Annotated in this window: 14 protein-coding genes and 1 tRNA gene; 12 read left to right on the forward strand and 3 right to left on the reverse strand. The window is 47.5% G+C overall.

The window, feature by feature from the left end; translation table 11 throughout:
* From R3E63_04980 to purB, 3 genes are read right to left on the reverse strand one after another with little or no spacing between them, the layout of a single operon-like run.
* Entirely contained in the window at positions 1–1,539 is a 1,539-nt protein-coding gene (locus R3E63_04980; protein MEZ5539306.1) for a hypothetical protein, read from the reverse strand.
* Position 1,540: 1 nt separating this feature from the next.
* Positions 1,541–2,368 (reverse strand): 2OG-Fe(II) oxygenase, encoded by an 828-nt coding sequence (locus tag R3E63_04985; GenBank protein ID MEZ5539307.1) that lies wholly within the window; start codon positions 2,366–2,368, stop codon positions 1,541–1,543.
* Between the two features lie 32 nt (positions 2,369–2,400).
* On the reverse strand, positions 2,401–3,783 hold the full coding sequence (purB, locus tag R3E63_04990; protein ID MEZ5539308.1) for an adenylosuccinate lyase: 1,383 nt from the start codon (positions 3,781–3,783) through the stop codon (positions 2,401–2,403).
* A gap of 499 nt (positions 3,784–4,282) precedes the next feature.
* Between purB and R3E63_04995 the strand changes: the two genes are divergently transcribed.
* The 12 genes from R3E63_04995 to pheS all read left to right on the forward strand — a co-directional run bounded on the left by R3E63_04995 (position 4,283) and on the right by pheS (position 15,151).
* Positions 4,283–4,358 (forward strand) — tRNA-His (locus tag R3E63_04995).
* A gap of 215 nt (positions 4,359–4,573) precedes the next feature.
* A complete protein-coding gene (locus R3E63_05000) occupies positions 4,574–5,920 on the forward strand; it encodes a glycosyltransferase family 39 protein (protein ID MEZ5539309.1) in 1,347 nt (448 codons plus the stop codon).
* Between the two features lie 84 nt (positions 5,921–6,004).
* A complete protein-coding gene (locus R3E63_05005; protein ID MEZ5539310.1) occupies positions 6,005–6,979 on the forward strand; it encodes an SGNH/GDSL hydrolase family protein in 975 nt (324 codons plus the stop codon).
* Between the two features lie 98 nt (positions 6,980–7,077).
* Positions 7,078–8,622, forward strand: coding sequence for an aldehyde dehydrogenase family protein (locus R3E63_05010; protein ID MEZ5539311.1), 1,545 nt, complete (start codon positions 7,078–7,080; stop codon positions 8,620–8,622).
* A gap of 49 nt (positions 8,623–8,671) precedes the next feature.
* A complete protein-coding gene (locus R3E63_05015; protein ID MEZ5539312.1) occupies positions 8,672–9,397 on the forward strand; it encodes a cytochrome c-type biogenesis protein in 726 nt (241 codons plus the stop codon).
* Positions 9,370–10,077, forward strand: a complete 708-nt coding sequence (locus R3E63_05020; GenBank protein ID MEZ5539313.1) for a tetratricopeptide repeat protein — start codon at positions 9,370–9,372, stop codon at positions 10,075–10,077. Before R3E63_05015 ends, R3E63_05020 begins: the two co-directional genes overlap by 28 nt.
* A 27-nt stretch (positions 10,078–10,104) precedes the next feature.
* Positions 10,105–10,761, forward strand: a complete 657-nt coding sequence (locus R3E63_05025) for a DUF3617 domain-containing protein (GenBank protein ID MEZ5539314.1) — start codon at positions 10,105–10,107, stop codon at positions 10,759–10,761.
* Positions 10,762–10,868: 107 nt separating this feature from the next.
* Positions 10,869–12,785 carry a threonine--tRNA ligase gene (gene thrS / locus R3E63_05030; GenBank protein MEZ5539315.1) on the forward strand — a complete coding sequence of 639 codons (1,917 nt, stop codon included), beginning with the start codon at positions 10,869–10,871 and terminating at the stop codon, positions 12,783–12,785.
* 49 nt (positions 12,786–12,834) lie between these two features.
* Positions 12,835–13,389 (forward strand): translation initiation factor IF-3, encoded by a 555-nt coding sequence (gene infC / locus R3E63_05035; protein ID MEZ5539316.1) that lies wholly within the window; start codon positions 12,835–12,837, stop codon positions 13,387–13,389.
* A 75-nt stretch (positions 13,390–13,464) separates the two neighbouring features.
* Positions 13,465–13,659: a 50S ribosomal protein L35 gene (gene rpmI / locus R3E63_05040; protein ID MEZ5539317.1), complete on the forward strand. Its 195-nt coding sequence runs from the start codon at positions 13,465–13,467 to the stop codon at positions 13,657–13,659.
* A 13-nt stretch (positions 13,660–13,672) separates the two neighbouring features.
* Positions 13,673–14,032 (forward strand): 50S ribosomal protein L20, encoded by a 360-nt coding sequence (gene rplT / locus R3E63_05045; GenBank protein MEZ5539318.1) that lies wholly within the window; start codon positions 13,673–13,675, stop codon positions 14,030–14,032.
* A gap of 87 nt (positions 14,033–14,119) precedes the next feature.
* Entirely contained in the window at positions 14,120–15,151 is a 1,032-nt protein-coding gene (gene pheS / locus R3E63_05050) for a phenylalanine--tRNA ligase subunit alpha (GenBank protein ID MEZ5539319.1), read from the forward strand.
* The last annotated feature ends 10 nt before the right edge of the window (positions 15,152–15,161 follow it).

Raw genomic sequence — 15,161 nt, forward strand, 5'->3', positions numbered from 1 at the left:
TTACTGATCTGCTTTGCGCTGAAAAATAATATAAGCCGCTTCGCGCTGTTCAACGATCGCATAGTTTTGTGTGATCCACTGATACAGCGGCTTAAATTCCTTTAAGCGATTGCCGCCGCCTGGGTGTAAAAACTGCTCAAAATAAACGATGTAGGTAGGATTTTTTTGTTGTAACTCTGCAACAAATTCCGCGCGTAATTTCTTTATGGATTCAGAATCTGGTTCCATCCATAGCGGCACATCTATCAAAAACTTGGTCGCAGAAGTGGCTCTGGCCATGAGCAGCGCTGCCTGTCCATCGCCAGCCATATCCAGCACCTGTACTGTTTCTTCGGGCTTGATGGGGTGAGTCAATAAGAAATTAGCGACTTGTTTTGCACGCCAACTATTAGGTGTTTGTTGTTCTTTTATGTGTGCCTGCTGCATGGTTGGTACGGTGGTCTTGCTTAAAAGCCACCCTAGAGCAGCGCAAGGTACCAAAAAAATAATGGCTAAATATTTTTTCCAAGCTGCGGCATTCGTACTAGGCGTTATCAACAAAAGTGACAGGCACAAAAAGCTCCAGTACGCCGAGGGAAACATATGGTTAAACCAAAACTTTCCTGCAATGGCTTCGTAAAAAGTAAAAGAAAAAGTCATGGCGGCGAGTTGCAGGATGTGCTGCCGTGCTTCTGTATTCTGTGTATTTTGTAGCCACGCCCACACTAGCCCCGGTAGTGACAGCAGTAGGGATATGCCAGCAAACCTTAGGTATTGCGTGAGCAGGGTCATCCAGCGTTCTGTGCTGTTTTCGTAGTGCCATAAGTCGTAGCGGCTATTGGCATAAATCGGCATGTAGTGTTGGTAGATATCAAAAAAACTGCGCAGCCCGTTGTTTGCGCTCACCCAAATAAAAGGGATAAGGGATACGCTTGCCATGCTGCATAAACACACTACGAGTGTAGAAGTTTTTTTGTTCATTGTGATGCTGTTTGATCGGTAGAGCATCCATAACAAAACAGGAACAATCACAACACTATTCGGCTTCATGCTGCATGCTAGGGCGGCAAAGTAGCCAATCAATACACAAATTAAGAGAGAGGTTTTTTTATTGCTGGCAAGTGCAAAGGCAATAACGGCAGGCACTAACGCTAATACATCGCGCTCCAGTGCAAACTCGCCACCTTGCGCCCAATACAAGAGGCAAAACAAACTGAAGCCTGTAACAGCAGCGGGCTTGGAGAATGGAGAAATAATGCGCCAACTCGCCCAGCCCAGTGTGCTCATAAGAACGAAATCTACCCAGCGCAGCGGTGCGGCTTCATAGCCAATCAGTTTTCCCAGCAAGCTGTGAAATAAATACGGTGCGGGAAAATTGATGTCAAAAATATCGCGGTAGAGAACAAAGTTTTTTTCGTTAATAACCCATGCGCTGTAATGCAGCATGGCTAAATCAGCAGAGATTGGGTGATTGAGAGAAAAGAAAAATGTGACGCCCGCTGCCAGCAGTAGAGAGGTGGCGATTAGCCAAGCGGCACTACGCGAAACGGTCAACAGCATTTTATTTGGGCTTTTTGTAGTCAGGGATATTTAAGTCTTTGCCTTCAAAGCGAAAAACTTGCGGTTGGCTTTCGCGTTGTGGGCGAGATTTCTCGTCTTCTGTAGTTGGCATCCAATCGACAAAATTGCGCCAACCTTGGTAATTTTCAGATTGTGGTCTTTCGATGAGATAGTAGTAAACCGCCAGTGAGTTGCGACGGCAGTCTTCAGGGCACTCCAAGGGATGTGGATGTCCGTGATAAGTATTGGTGCCAGTGAGAAAAAAAGCAGCACGGTTAAAAACAGGGGCAATTTTGACTTCGCATTGCGTGAGGTTTTTATCCCACAGTTCTAAATGCCCCCCCCAATCCTCCTGCCAGTCGCGATTGAGGAAGTAGATCATGTTAAAAATTTGATCCACTTTTTTATTGGGATGGCGTGATTTATCCGCGTGTATCATCAACTTGCCGCCGCGTCCTGTGGAGTGCAGTCCGCAGCCACGATAATGCGGGTCAACAATCAAACCCGCTTGACCTGTCAGTGTGGTCATAAAACGGATAAAAGTGGAACTGTTAAATTCGTGCATCACATGACGAATAAACGGCGGGAATTGCTGCTCGTTGGAGTGACCGAGTTTGTGCATGGTCTGCAGTGTGGCACGATCACCTCCGCGCTCCCACGGAATATCCGTGGGGCTGGGGTATTCGTCAGCTAATAAATGCGCAATATCGTCAGGTAAAAAATTGTCGATATAACAGTGCCGAAACGGTTTGGCACTTTTGAATGATTCCGCGTGCTGCAACGCCAACGCCTGCATCTGGTCGTGGTCGAGATAGAACGCTGGAATCATTTTCACGCGTGACGCTCCTGTGAATGCTACAATTAAATAGCGTTTGCCTGCTGCACTGCGTTGCCGATATAGCTGGCAGGCGTCAGTGCTTTCAAAGCTGATTTTGCCTCAGCAGGAATTTCCAGCGTATCAATAAATTGCTGCAACACTTCACGGTTCATCGTTTGCCCGCGCGTGAGCGCCTTTAATTTTTCATAGGGTTCTTCTACACCATAACGGCGCATGACAGTTTGAATCGGCTCTGCCAACACTTCCCAGCTATTGTCTAAATCATCACTCAAGCGTTGTTGATTCAGTTCAAGTTTTCCTAAACCTTTCAGTGTGGCTTCGTAAGCGATGGCGCTGTAAGCAAAACCGACGCCCATGTTGCGCAACACCGTGGAATCGGTGAGGTCGCGCTGCCAACGCGAGACCGGCAATTTGTTGGCGAGATGTCCAAACATCGCGTTAGCCAAACCGAGATTGCCTTCGGAGTTTTCAAAATCAATGGGGTTCACTTTGTGCGGCATGGTGGAAGAACCGACTTCACCGGCAACGACTTTTTGTTTGAAATAACCGAGAGAAATGTAACCCCAAATATCGCGGTCGAGATCAATCAAAATCGTATTGAAACGACTGATGGCATCGAACAATTCCGCCATGTAATCGTGCGGTTCGATTTGTGTGGTGTAAGGATTCCAAGTCAGCCCTAATGATTCGACAAAAGTTTGCGCATTGGCTTGCCAATCAATATTGGGATAAGCAGATAAATGCGCGTTGTAGTTGCCCACTGCGCCGTTGATTTTTCCGAGCAATGGCACGGCGGCAATTTGTGTGCGTTGTCGTTGCAATCTCGCCACCACATTCGCCAGTTCTTTGCCTACGGTTGTCGGCGACGCGGTTTGTCCGTGCGTGCGTGCCAGCATCGGGATGGCAGCCATGTCGTGACTGAGCGCTGTTAATTTGCTGATGATGTTGTCGGCCAAGGGCAGTAAAGATTGCTGCAAGCCGTCACGCAGCATCAGCGCGTGTGACAAGTTGTTGATGTCTTCCGAAGTGCAAGCGAAATGTACGAATTCACTGGCAGCTTCTAGCTCCGCGTTGCCTTTCATCTGCGCTTTGATGAAGTATTCCACCGCTTTGACATCGTGATTGGTGGTGCGCTCGGTTTGTTTGATGGTTTCAGCCTGCGCGGGGCTGAATTCGCTCAGAATGCGTTCCAACTGCGCGTCTGCTGTACTGGAGAACGCAGGCAATTCATCAATCAGAGGATGTTGGGCGAGCTGCTGCAGCCAGCGCACTTCAACCAATACACGAGCGCGAATCAGGCCATATTCACTAAAAATTGCTCGCAGGCTTTCCACTTTATTGCCGTAGCGCCCATCAATCGGGGTGATTGCGGTGAGGGAGGAGAGTGGGAGCGTGTTCTGACTCATGGATGTTTCCAGCGGTAACGAAAGGAAGTCGCGCATTGTAACTGAAGCAAGAGGAGGCAATAGCGTATTTGTGAAACGCTTCGTTTCGAGAACCCATGTTCCACAGTTAATGGTGACTTACATGGTTATGCACATTTTGCGTAGCAACTAAGTAAAAACCTCAAGATGGCTGTGTATAATCAAGTTGTTTCTGATGAATTCTATGTATCTATTTGAATTATAAGGTTTTTTGTATTATGTCTGTTTTTTGAGCAATTTAAGAGGCAAGCCAGATTTACTATGGGCACGGTCAGTTTTGAGATAGAGATGCACAGATTTATCCACAGATATTGTGGATAGCGTTGGGCATTGGAAGGGTGGGAGTAATTCGACTGCTATTCATAACAAGGTTGCGTATATTTTTGGCAGATTACACCTCAAGGCTGGCATTTACAGCGTCAAACTCTATAATGCGCCCGCCTTTTCGCGAGTCTTGTAAGGCATTGTGAAAACAGTCGTGGTGGCTGTAGCTCAGTTGGTAGAGTCCAGGATTGTGATTCCTGTTGTCGCGGGTTCGAGCCCCGTCAGCCACCCCATTCTATGCCGCTTTATCTGGCGGCTTGTTAGTTGATTTGCTAGATTGCAGCACCTTCGGATACCAAGCGATGCTGTGACTTCCTCTCTCTTTTCATCACGCTATTCACTGATCGCGTTAGCTGCTTTATTGCTGTTGGCGGTGGTGTTGCGTTGGGATGTGTATCCGCGCACCTATTTTGCCGATGAGCTGATTCCAAAAGCAGTTGTGCAGCACATGCAGGATAGCGGAACGCTAGACACGAATTGGGAACACGCAGATTGGCGTGGTGATTTTGCTGGTGGGTTTTATAAACTCAAGCAATACAATTTTTCCAGTTATCACACGGCTTTGCATACCTTTCAGTCTCTTTGTCGCGGCTTGGGGGTGGATGATGCTCCTGCGCTAGTGATGTATCGCTTTTTTTCGCTGTTGTGTCAGTTGTTAGCTGTGCTGCTGGTATATGCCATCGCGCGGAAATTACTCAACAATCAAGCCGCGATTTTTTCAGCCACCTTTTTAGTGATCGCACCACAAGCAGTGGTGGATGCGCATTACGCAAGACCGGAATCGTTTGTTATTTTGCTGGTAGCTGTTGCCAGTTGGCTCTCGCTAAAAAATTGCACAGAAAAAAAGCTATCCATTACAGCCTTGGAGTCGATTGTCTGGGGAGTAGCCTTTGCCTGTAAGTTTAGTTTTTTGCCCATGGTTGGCTTGGCTTTTGTCGCTAGCTGCTTGGTGTTGAAACGGTCGGTCGTTTTATTGTTATGGCCAGTAGGAATTCTGTTGGGTGTTGCTATCTCTGCACCATACATTTTGAGCGATGTATCGGGCTTTTTGCATGGTGTGGCGTTGTTGCGCAATCAGTATGCAGGTGTGCCAATAGAAAATGGTGGGGTAAAGTCAATTTTTCCATCTTTATATTCAATACTTGAGTACAGTTTGGTATTTTTTACACTGCCTATTTTTATTATTATTTTCTCAACTTTATTTATAGGTGTGAGTCGTAAGGTTAAGCTATTCTCAGGGTTGGTTGCTCTAATTTCTGTTTTGTATTGGATGATTTTTTCGATGCAAGGCGTATTCTTTGAGCGCAACTTAAGCCATCTTTTGCCCCTGTGGGCAGTTTTGTTTGGTGTGGGAGCTTCAACACTGATATCCAAAATGTCTCAGGGTTTTGCAAGGCTTGGTATGTCTTTATGCGTGGCTTTGAGTTTAGTGTGGATGCTGGGTTTATCGTGGCAAATTGATCAAGAACTATTCAGTGGGCTTGCTCGTAATAAACAGATGATTGCTAAAGAAGAGGTTGACCTCCTTAAACAGTATCGTGCAGATAAGATGATTCCATTGAATATTATGATGGGCGTCAATTCGCTGCACGGTGTTGATGCTTCTGTCATTGTGCGTGTTCCAGAATTGAAGGTTCCAGAAATGGCACTGCTGACGCAAGCATTGGAAGTGGAGGAGTTTAAGCAAGTAGCGTATCGTGAACTTCCATTGTCTTTTCTGCCGTATAACCAATTGCAGATAAATCAGCTTCCTGTCGCCTATCGTTATTACCAACGCACTGTAGAACATCCTTAGGAACAGCTTGTGAATCAAAAACGCTCCCCATTAAAGTGGCTTGCTTTTTCGGTATTATTTTTATGCTTACTACTCGGATTTGCTGTGGCTTGCTTGGAAATTGCAGGTCCTTTAATTTTTGGCAAATGGTGGTCATCCATTAATATTGTCAGCAATCCTGATCACCGCATGACGCAAGAGCAGTATTCGGATCTTAACTCGGACAATATCCGCTCGGCAATCGAACCTAGTGATGTTAAAGATGAAGATTTTAATATCGTCGTGTTAGGTGATTCGTTTGTTTACGGCATGTGGCTAGGAAGGCAAGATACGCTGCCGTATCGCTTGGAAGAATTGGCGCATAAAGCAGGCTATACCAATGTGCGTATTTTTAATTTTGGCTGGATATCGTCATCACCGTATTTGTCTTTGCGTTTATTAAAAGAAATTGGCAAAAAATATAAGCCAGATTTGGTGATTGAAGTGGTCGATATGACCGATTTTTGGGATGACACTTTTTATCGTCGCGCAGAAGAGCAAAAAGGTTTTTTCAAGATTGCACATTGGATTCCCGTCACTTCATTGATCTTGGGAAAATGGGGTAGGGAGGTTGTAAAGGCGGATTGGTTTACTAAGCCTTTATGGGGAACGCCGTGGCAGCGCTATTTTCCAATGGAGCGTTCGCTGAGTGAAACGCGCCCGTATCTGGATGAGTTGACGCGCAATTTAGATGAAACGCATCGCTATGTGACGGATGAGCTGCATACAAAATTTGTGGCTTTCATCATGCCGCGTTCGGTGCAGTACAGCAAAACAGAAACACTCAAGGACACATCAACTGAATACACGCGTTTGGGAGTTTGGTCGCTAGAGCCTTTCCGTTACTTCGCTGAAGTAGCGCCGAGCAAGCCGTACCCCATCGTTTCTTTGTTGGACGATTACCAGAGTACAATGGAATTTCCTTTAACGATGGAAAGTGACCCACACCATACCTCGCTGGGTAACAAGGTTTCTGCACGATTTATTTGGCAGCACCTTCAACGGCAGGGCTTATTACCTGCTGATACGATGTCCCGCTAATTGGTTTGCTTCGGGCAAGCAGGTAGTATCCGGCGCAGTAAATATCTGCTTACCCCCTGTATCCAAACCCAATAACTTCTAACTTTTGAGGATTTCACATGGCTATTTTTGAACGCATTGCTGAAGGTACTGATGGCCGCCGCCGTTTAGCACTGAAAAACCCCGCGAATTTAGAAAGTATTGGCGAGCTGGTGTGTGCTTCTGAAGCTGATGTGCATGCAGCTGTCGCCAAAGCGCGTGCAGCACAAAAAGCGTGGGGCGCAAAATCTATTGATGAGCGCGTGCAACATTTATTAAAACTGCGCGATGTTATTTTGGAAGAGCAAGATCGTGTGGTTGAAGTGGTTATTCGTGAGACGGGTAAGCCGCTGCAAGATGCTCTGACTTTTGAAGTCTATGCCGTTTGTGATTTCATTACTTATTGGTGCAAACAAGCCAAAAAAACTTTGCGTGATGAAGTGATGCGCGCTCCTGGCATCATGGGCTTGATGAAAAAAGTGCATCTGATTTATAAGCCGTTGGGTGTAGTGGGTGTTATCACACCTTGGAATGGGCCGTTTGTATTAACAGCCAACCCTGGTGTGCAGGCAATTCTGGCAGGCAATGCGGTTGTCATTAAAGGCTCGGAAGTTACACCGTATTCCGCAAAACTGTTTGAAGAGTTGTGTCAAAAAGCGGGCATTCCTGATGGCGTTGTGCAAGTGTTGATGGGCGACGGCCAAACCGGTTCCGATTTAACACGCGCTGATGTCAATAAAATTTCTTTCACAGGCTCAGTGAATACCGGTAAAAAAATTGCGGCAGTGTGTGCAGAGCGTTTGATTCCTGTAACACTAGAATTAGGTGGCAAAGATGCCATGATCGTTCTCGCCGATGCAGATATTGATAAAGCCGTTCATGGCGCGGTGTGGGGTGGTTGCGTCAACACTGGGCATTTCTGCTGTGGTGTCGAGCGTATCTATGTACAAGCGCCCATTTACGATGAATTTGTGCGTCGCGCGACAGAAATGGCTAAAGCCATTCGTCAAGGACAAAAACACGGCGTTAATGAAGATTTAGGTGCAGTGTTTTGGGATCGCCAGCTCGCCATCATGGAAGCGCATGTGGAAGACGCTAAAAAACGCGGTGCTAAAATTCTTGCTGGTGGCCGCCGCAATCCTGACCTGCAAGGTTTGTATTACGAAGCCACCGTCATGGTGGATGTGCAGGAAGATTTTGATGTCATGGCACAAGAAACTTTTGGTCCTATTTTGCCTATCGTTAAATTTGAAACGCTGGATGAAGCTATTGAAAAAGCCAATAAATCAGTTTTTGGATTACACGGTAGTGTGTGGACAAAAGACGAGAAAAAAGGCTTAGAAATTGCTAAGCGTGTGGAAACTGGTTCTATGGCAGTTAACGATATCGGCATGATGTACGGTGTGGCTTGTGCGCCATTTGGCGGTGTAAAAGAAAGCGGTGTCGGCACGGTGAACGGCGCTAACGGTTTGCGTGGTTATTCTCAGGCGATGCCTATTATCGTCGGTCGTTATGGCGGCATGGATACCGGCTATCCTCACGATCAGAAAAAATTAGATCAAATGAAAAAATTAATGAACTTTATGTGGAAAAATCCTGTTGGTCGTTTTCTGTTTCGCAACTAAGTAATTGTGATGGCGCTGTTCTTTATTTCTTGAGTAAGTTTGAGGTTTTATGCGATATTTTCTGATGTGCCTGCTGTTGCTTTGTTGCAGTACATTACAAGCCTCAATTGATGCTTATGAGTTCAAAAGTGAAGAGCAGCGCAACCTTTATCAAAAGCTAACGGAAGAGTTGCGATGCCCTAAGTGTCAAAATCAAAACTTGGCAGATTCAGATTCGCAGATCGCTGCTGATTTACGCAAGGAACTTTATCAGCAGCTATTAGCGGGAAAATCTGAAAACGAAATCATTGATTTTATGCGTGAGCGTTACGGTGATTTTGTGTTGTATAAGCCGCGCATGCAGCTGACGACAGTTTTTTTATGGGCAGCTCCTATTTCTTTAATTTTAATCGTGATGTTGTTGCTGTGGTTCTCTCGGCGTGGTGAGGCGGTCGTTGTTGAACAAAGCGCGTTATCAGAGTCTGTTGTAAATGATGCTGATCAGAAAATATTTGCTGGTCGATGGGTGAACTTTGTTTCATTGTTGATTTTGGTTGCGGTGGCTATTGGTTCATTATTGCTTTATAAGCATGTGGGTTCTGTGCGTGCTTTGCAAATTACGGAGTTAGGGCAGGCTGTTTTTTCGCAGCAGTTGTCAGCTGAAGAACAAGAGCACCAGCAAAAAACCTCATCACGGAATTGGATGCTTGGTTGGAAGATCATCCTGACGATGATGGTTTTATCTACATGCGAGCGCGGTTGTTATCGATGTCAGGTGATTGGGATCGTTCAATAGCTGATTATCAAAAGTTGGTTACTGCCTTTCCTGAGCAGGACAAGTTTCTCGCGGAATATGCGCAAACACTTTTCCTAAAAAATGATCGCGTGCTGGCTGATGACGCGCAGGCGTTATTGCAGCGCGCATTGGTATCCAATCCGCACAATGTGACGGCATTGGGCTTGCTGGGCATGGGGGCTTTTGAGCAAAAAGATTACGCGCGAGCCGTAGATTTGTGGCAGCGCCTGCTGGCGTCTATCCCGCAAGGTACGCCGCAAGCAGCCGCGATTGCAGAAGGTGTAGAAAAAGCGCGTACATTGGGTGGCATTCCTGCCGCCACATCGTCGGATATGCAGTTGCGTGTGCAGGTCAGTATCGCGCCAGAGGCAAACGCCCAGCCGGATGATGTCGTCTTTGTTTTACTGCGAGCAAAAGAAGGGCCGCGTATGCCCTTGGCCGCTGTTAAAACTACGGTGGATGCCTTGGCAAAAGCCGTTGTGCTGGATACCGCCACCTCGCCGATGAAAGGGCAGATGGATTGGTCTGCTATCAATGCCTTTGAGGTGGTTGCTCGTCTATCCCACAGCGGCCAGCCTATGCCGGTGGCGGGTGATTGGGAGGGTGTCAGTGATACATTGCAAAAGAACGCGCTTCCCACTGAACTGCGCGTGACGATTGCACAAAAAATTACTCAATAACTTGTTGATTGGTAAAGGGATATCACAATGAAATTGAAATCGATTTATTTGGCTGTGAGTTTGCTCTCGCTAGTCGCTACTGTTCAGGCGGACAGCACACAGGACATGCTGAAAAGCCTTGTGAAAGATGTGAAGCCAGGACTGTGGGAGATTCAACAAAAATCGGTGGTGGATGGGCAGGAGTTGCCCGATTTGAGCAAGATGCTGGAAAGTGTGCCGCCGGAAATGCGTGCGCAAGTAGAAGCCATGATGAGCAAAAAGGCCTCTCGCTTGGTCTCGGGCAAGCCGATGCAAACCTGTATCACGGCAGAGCAATTGGCCAAGCAAGCGCAGGAGAATGACGCAAACAGTCGCTGCCAATTTAGCAATATTCAGCGCGAGGGTAATCGTACGCATGTAACCATGCAGTGCAGCAAACCTAAAGGGCAGGGAGAGACAACCATTACACGCATCAATTCAGAGGCGTGGACTTCCGTGACCAAAATGACCATCGAGGAGCAGGGTTCGACGCATAAAGTGGACAACGAAGCCAAGGCGCGTTGGATTTCTGCTGACTGCAGTGCCATGAAGCAGGTTGATGAAGCAGAAAAACAGAAACAGAAGCAATTGCGCAAGCAACAGGAACAAGAGCTTCGTCGCGCGGCTATCCAGGCGTTACAAGAAGGTGATAGCGGCGGAGAGTAAGTGTTGGTCGGGCTGGCTCGGCTTGTCACTGCTGCAGCGCTCTCCTAAAATCGCGCTCCTCTTACTCACCTTACACATTGAATTGTGTAAGTCCGCTGGAAAATATCATGCCTATTGTTACGCTTCCCGATGGAAGTCAACGCACTTTCGATCAAGCCGTCACCGTTGCTGATGTAGCCGCATCCATTGGTGCAGGTCTTGCTAAAGCTGCTTTAGCCGGTCGTGTGGATGGCAAATTGGTCGATACTTCATATCGCATCGAACAAGATGTTGCGTTAGCTATCGTCACGGAAAAAGATCCAGACGCACTGGAAATTATTCGTCACTCCACAGCGCATTTGTTGGCGATGGCTGTGCAAAATTTATTTCCAGGCACGCAAGTCACTATCGGCCCTGTTATTGACGACGGTTTTTATTACGATTTTGCAGCAGAGCGTGCATTCACACCGGACGATCTCATCACCATCGAAAAAAAGATGGAAGAACTGGCTGCTGCTGATTTTTCTGTGCAGCGTATCGTGATGAGTCGCGACGAAGCCGTGAAAACTTTTGCTGCGATGGGCGAGCAATACAAAGTTGAAATCATCAATGATTTGCCGGCTGCTGAAGAAATTTCACTTTATCAGCAAGGCGAGTGGATGGATTTGTGTCGCGGCCCGCATGTGCCGTCTACGGGGCGTTTGAAAGCTTTCAAGGTAATGAAAGTGGCGGGTGCGTACTGGCGCGGTGATAGCAAAAACGCGCAATTACAGCGTATTTATGGCACGGCGTGGCTAAACAAAAAAGATTTGCAAGCGTATTTAACGCGCATAGAAGAAGCAGAAAAACGCGATCATCGTAAATTAGCGAAGCGTCTTGATTTGTTTCACATGCAAGAAGAAGCGCCGGGCATGGTGTTCTGGCACAACAACGGTTGGATCGTCTATAAAGAGATTGAAAACTATATTCGCGAGCGTTTGCGCAAAGCGGGTTATCAAGAAGTCAAAACGCCGCAAGTGGTCGATTTGTCGCTGTGGGAGCGCTCTGGTCACTGGGGTAAATATTCGCAAAATATGTTTATCACGGAATCGGAAGCGCGCGACTATGCGATCAAGCCGATGAATTGTCCGTGTCATGTGCAAATCTATAACGCCGCTTTGCACAGCTATCGTGAATTGCCTTTGCGTATGGCGGAGTTTGGTTCTTGTCACCGCAACGAGCCATCAGGTGCGCTGCACGGCATCATGCGTGTACGCGGCTTTACGCAAGACGATGCGCATATTTTTTGTACGGAAGAACAGATTCAGCCTGAAGTCGCGAGCTTTATTGATCTGCTGTATTCGGTCTATCAAGATTTTGGCTTTGATGAAGTCATCATCAAGTTATCGACTCGCCCTGAAGAGCGCGTCGGTTCGGACGAAATCTGGGATAAAGCTGAAGCTGCTTTAGCGGATGCGCTAAATGCCAAAGGCCTACCGTTTGATCTGCAGCCGGGCGAAGGCGCGTTTTATGGTCCTAAGATTGAGTTCACGCTCAAAGACTGTATTGGTCGTATGTGGCAGTGCGGCACCGTGCAGGTGGACTTCAACATGCCCGGCCGTTTGGATGCCGAGTATGTGGACGAGCACAGCCAGCGTCAGACGCCGGTGATGTTGCATCGCGCCATTTTGGGTTCTCTGGAGCGCTTTATCGGTATTTTGATCGAGCAATACGAAGGTGCGTTCCCTGTGTGGCTAGCGCCGGTTCAAGCTGTGATCATGAATATTACGGATCGACAGGCCGAATACGCTACGAAATTGGCAGAATATCTTGAAAATCATGGGCTTCGCGCGCAAGCAGACTTGAGAAACGAGAAGGTAGGCTTTAAAATCCGCGAGCATACGATCCAGAAGATTCCTTTCCTGCTTGTTGTGGGAGACAAGGAATCTGAAACCCAAACGGTGGCCGTGCGAGCACGCAACGGAGCGGAACTGGGCACGATGAGCTGGGAACAGCTGCGTGACCTGCTGCAATCCGAAGTGCTTCAGCGCGGTCGTGTGCGTTGATAAAACGCCACGCTGCTGGATTTAGTCATAGGTAAACGGAGAAAGCATTATTAATCAGCCAGTTGAGAATAAAGATCGCGCTGCGGCGAACGCTAACAAACAGCGCATCAATGATGAAATTCGTGCAAGAGAAGTGCGCTTAATTGGCGCAGATGGATCGCAAGTCGGTGTTGTCAGTTTGCGTGAAGCATTGGCTGCAGCAGAAGAAGCAGAGCAGGATTTGGTGGAGATTTCTCCCGATGCGGTGCCACCTGTTTGCAAGATCATGGATTACGGCAAGTTTTTGTTCGAGCAGAAAAAACAGAAAGCTGAGCAAAAGAAAAAGCAGCATCGTGTACAGATTAAAGAAATTAAGTTTCGACCAGGGACGGAAGACGGAGACTATCAGGTAAAACTACGCAACCTGATGCGTTTCTTGGAAGACGGGGACAAAGCCAAAATCACGCTGCGTTATCGCGGTCGTGAAATGGCTCACCAAGAGTTGGGCATGGAGATGCTGAAACGCATCGAAGCCGACTTGGCGGACTATGGTTCGGTTGAGCAATTTCCAAAAATGGAAGGGCGACAACTGACGATGGTTCTGGGACCCAAAAAGAAGAAATAAGTCGCAGACTTATTTTTATCATTAACCCGAGCACCGCTGTCGTTGTAGACAAGTGTTCCAATGCGGAGTTAGACCATGCCTAAAATTAAGGTACACAGCGGAGCGTCTAAGCGCTTCAAGAAAACAGCGGCCGGTTACAAGCGCAAGCATGCGAACAAGAGCCACATCCTCACCAAAATGACTACCAAGCGTAAGCGTCAATTGCGCGGCACAGATTTGGTTCACAAGTCTGATGTGGTGTTAGTCGATAAAATGATGCGTAATCTGTGAGGAGAATTGAACTATGCCACGCGTAAAACGCGGTGTTACCGCACATGCTCGTCACAAGAAAACTCTCAAACTCGCTAAAGGTTATAGCGGTGCTCGTTCGCGCGTTTATCGCGTTGCCAAGCAAGCTGTCACTAAAGCAGGTCAATATGCATTCCGCGACCGTCGCGTTAAAAAGCGTGATTTTCGCTCACTGTGGATCGTGCGTATCAATGCGCAAGCTCGTGCAGAAGGCATTAGCTACAGCCAATTTATTGCCGGCTTGAAAAAAGCGGGTATCGAATTGGATCGTCGCGTTATGGCGGATATCGCTGTTCACGACAAGCCAGCTTTTGCTGCATTAGTTGAGAAGGCCAAAGCTGCACTGGCTGCTTAATTTTGGTTTTGCCAGTAAGCTCGAAACGGCCCGCTTTTGCGGGTCGTTTTGTATTCAAATCTTGATTTCTTTTTGAATGTGAATCGCATGGATCATTTGCAAACATTGTCCGAAGAAGCGCAACAAGCCATTGCTGCTGCCGATAGCGAGCGCGCGCTTGATGAAGTGCGCGTCAATTATTTGGGTAAAAAAGGCGCACTGACAGCATTGTTAAAAAATTTAGGGCAGTTGTCGGCTGAAGAGCGTCCAGCAGCCGGTGCAAAAATCAATGTCGTCAAAGAAGCGATTCAAACGCAAATTGATGCCAAGCAAAGTGTCTTGGCTTCCGCCGCGATTTCTGCACAGCTAGCGCGCGAAACCATTGATGTCTCGTTGGATGGCCGCAATGAAACAGTGGGCTCGCTGCATCCTGTGACGCGCACCATTGCGCGCATCCGCGATATTTTTGCGCGCGTGGGATTTGAGTTGGTTGAAGGGCCAGAAATCGAAGACGACTTTCACAACTTTGGCGCGCTGAATATTCCCGATCACCATCCCGCACGCGCCATGCACGACACGTTTTATGTCGGCGACAACACCGTGCTGCGCACGCACACCTCGCCGGTACAAATTCGTGTGATGGAGCGTTTTATCGCTGAGAAGCAGTCGCTGCCTATTCGAGTCCTTTGCCCAGGGCGAGTTTATCGCTGTGATTCTGATTTGACCCACACGCCAATGTTTCACCAAGTGGAAGGGCTTTTGGTGGATAAAGGCGTGAGCTTTGCCGACCTGAAAGGCATGATCGACCAATTTTTGAAGGCTTTCTTTGAGACGAATTTAGCTGTGCGTTTTCGCCCGTCTTACTTCCCGTTTACTGAGCCTTCGGCCGAAGTGGATATGCAGTGCACGCACTGTCGCGGTAAAGGCTGCCGTATTTGTAAGCAAACCGGCTGGTTGGAGGTCATGGGTTGCGGCATGGTGCATCCAGCGGTGTTTTCGCAAGTGGGTATGGATGCTCAAGAATACACAGGGCTAGCTTTCGGCATGGGTGTGGAGCGATTGGCCATGCTTCGCTATGGAGTCAATGACTTACGCATGTTTTTTGAGAATGATTCTAGGTTTTTGAGTCAATTCCAGTAATAAAAGTTAA

The organism is Pseudomonadales bacterium (genome assembly GCA_041395665.1).
Classification (GTDB): Bacteria; Pseudomonadota; Gammaproteobacteria; order Pseudomonadales; family UBA7239; genus UBA7239.

Bases quoted from the DNA above. Each gene is read 5' to 3' on its own strand.
- R3E63_04980 (MEZ5539306.1), bottom strand. From the start codon at position 1,539: ATGCTGTTGACCGTTTCGCGTAGTGCCGCTTGGCTAATCGCCACCTCT.
- R3E63_04985 (MEZ5539307.1), bottom strand. From the start codon at position 2,368: ATGATTCCAGCGTTCTATCTCGACCACGACCAGATGCAGGCGTTGGCG.
- purB (MEZ5539308.1), bottom strand. From the start codon at position 3,783: ATGAGTCAGAACACGCTCCCACTCTCCTCCCTCACCGCAATCACCCCG.
- R3E63_05000 (MEZ5539309.1), top strand. From the start codon at position 4,574: ATGCAGGATAGCGGAACGCTAGACACGAATTGGGAACACGCAGATTGG.
- R3E63_05010 (MEZ5539311.1), top strand. From the start codon at position 7,078: ATGGCTATTTTTGAACGCATTGCTGAAGGTACTGATGGCCGCCGCCGT.
- R3E63_05015 (MEZ5539312.1), top strand. From the start codon at position 8,672: ATGCGATATTTTCTGATGTGCCTGCTGTTGCTTTGTTGCAGTACATTA.
- R3E63_05020 (MEZ5539313.1), top strand. From the start codon at position 9,370: ATGTCAGGTGATTGGGATCGTTCAATAGCTGATTATCAAAAGTTGGTT.
- R3E63_05025 (MEZ5539314.1), top strand. From the start codon at position 10,105: ATGAAATTGAAATCGATTTATTTGGCTGTGAGTTTGCTCTCGCTAGTC.
- thrS (MEZ5539315.1), top strand. From the start codon at position 10,869: ATGCCTATTGTTACGCTTCCCGATGGAAGTCAACGCACTTTCGATCAA.
- rpmI (MEZ5539317.1), top strand. From the start codon at position 13,465: ATGCCTAAAATTAAGGTACACAGCGGAGCGTCTAAGCGCTTCAAGAAA.
- rplT (MEZ5539318.1), top strand. From the start codon at position 13,673: ATGCCACGCGTAAAACGCGGTGTTACCGCACATGCTCGTCACAAGAAA.
- pheS (MEZ5539319.1), top strand. From the start codon at position 14,120: ATGGATCATTTGCAAACATTGTCCGAAGAAGCGCAACAAGCCATTGCT.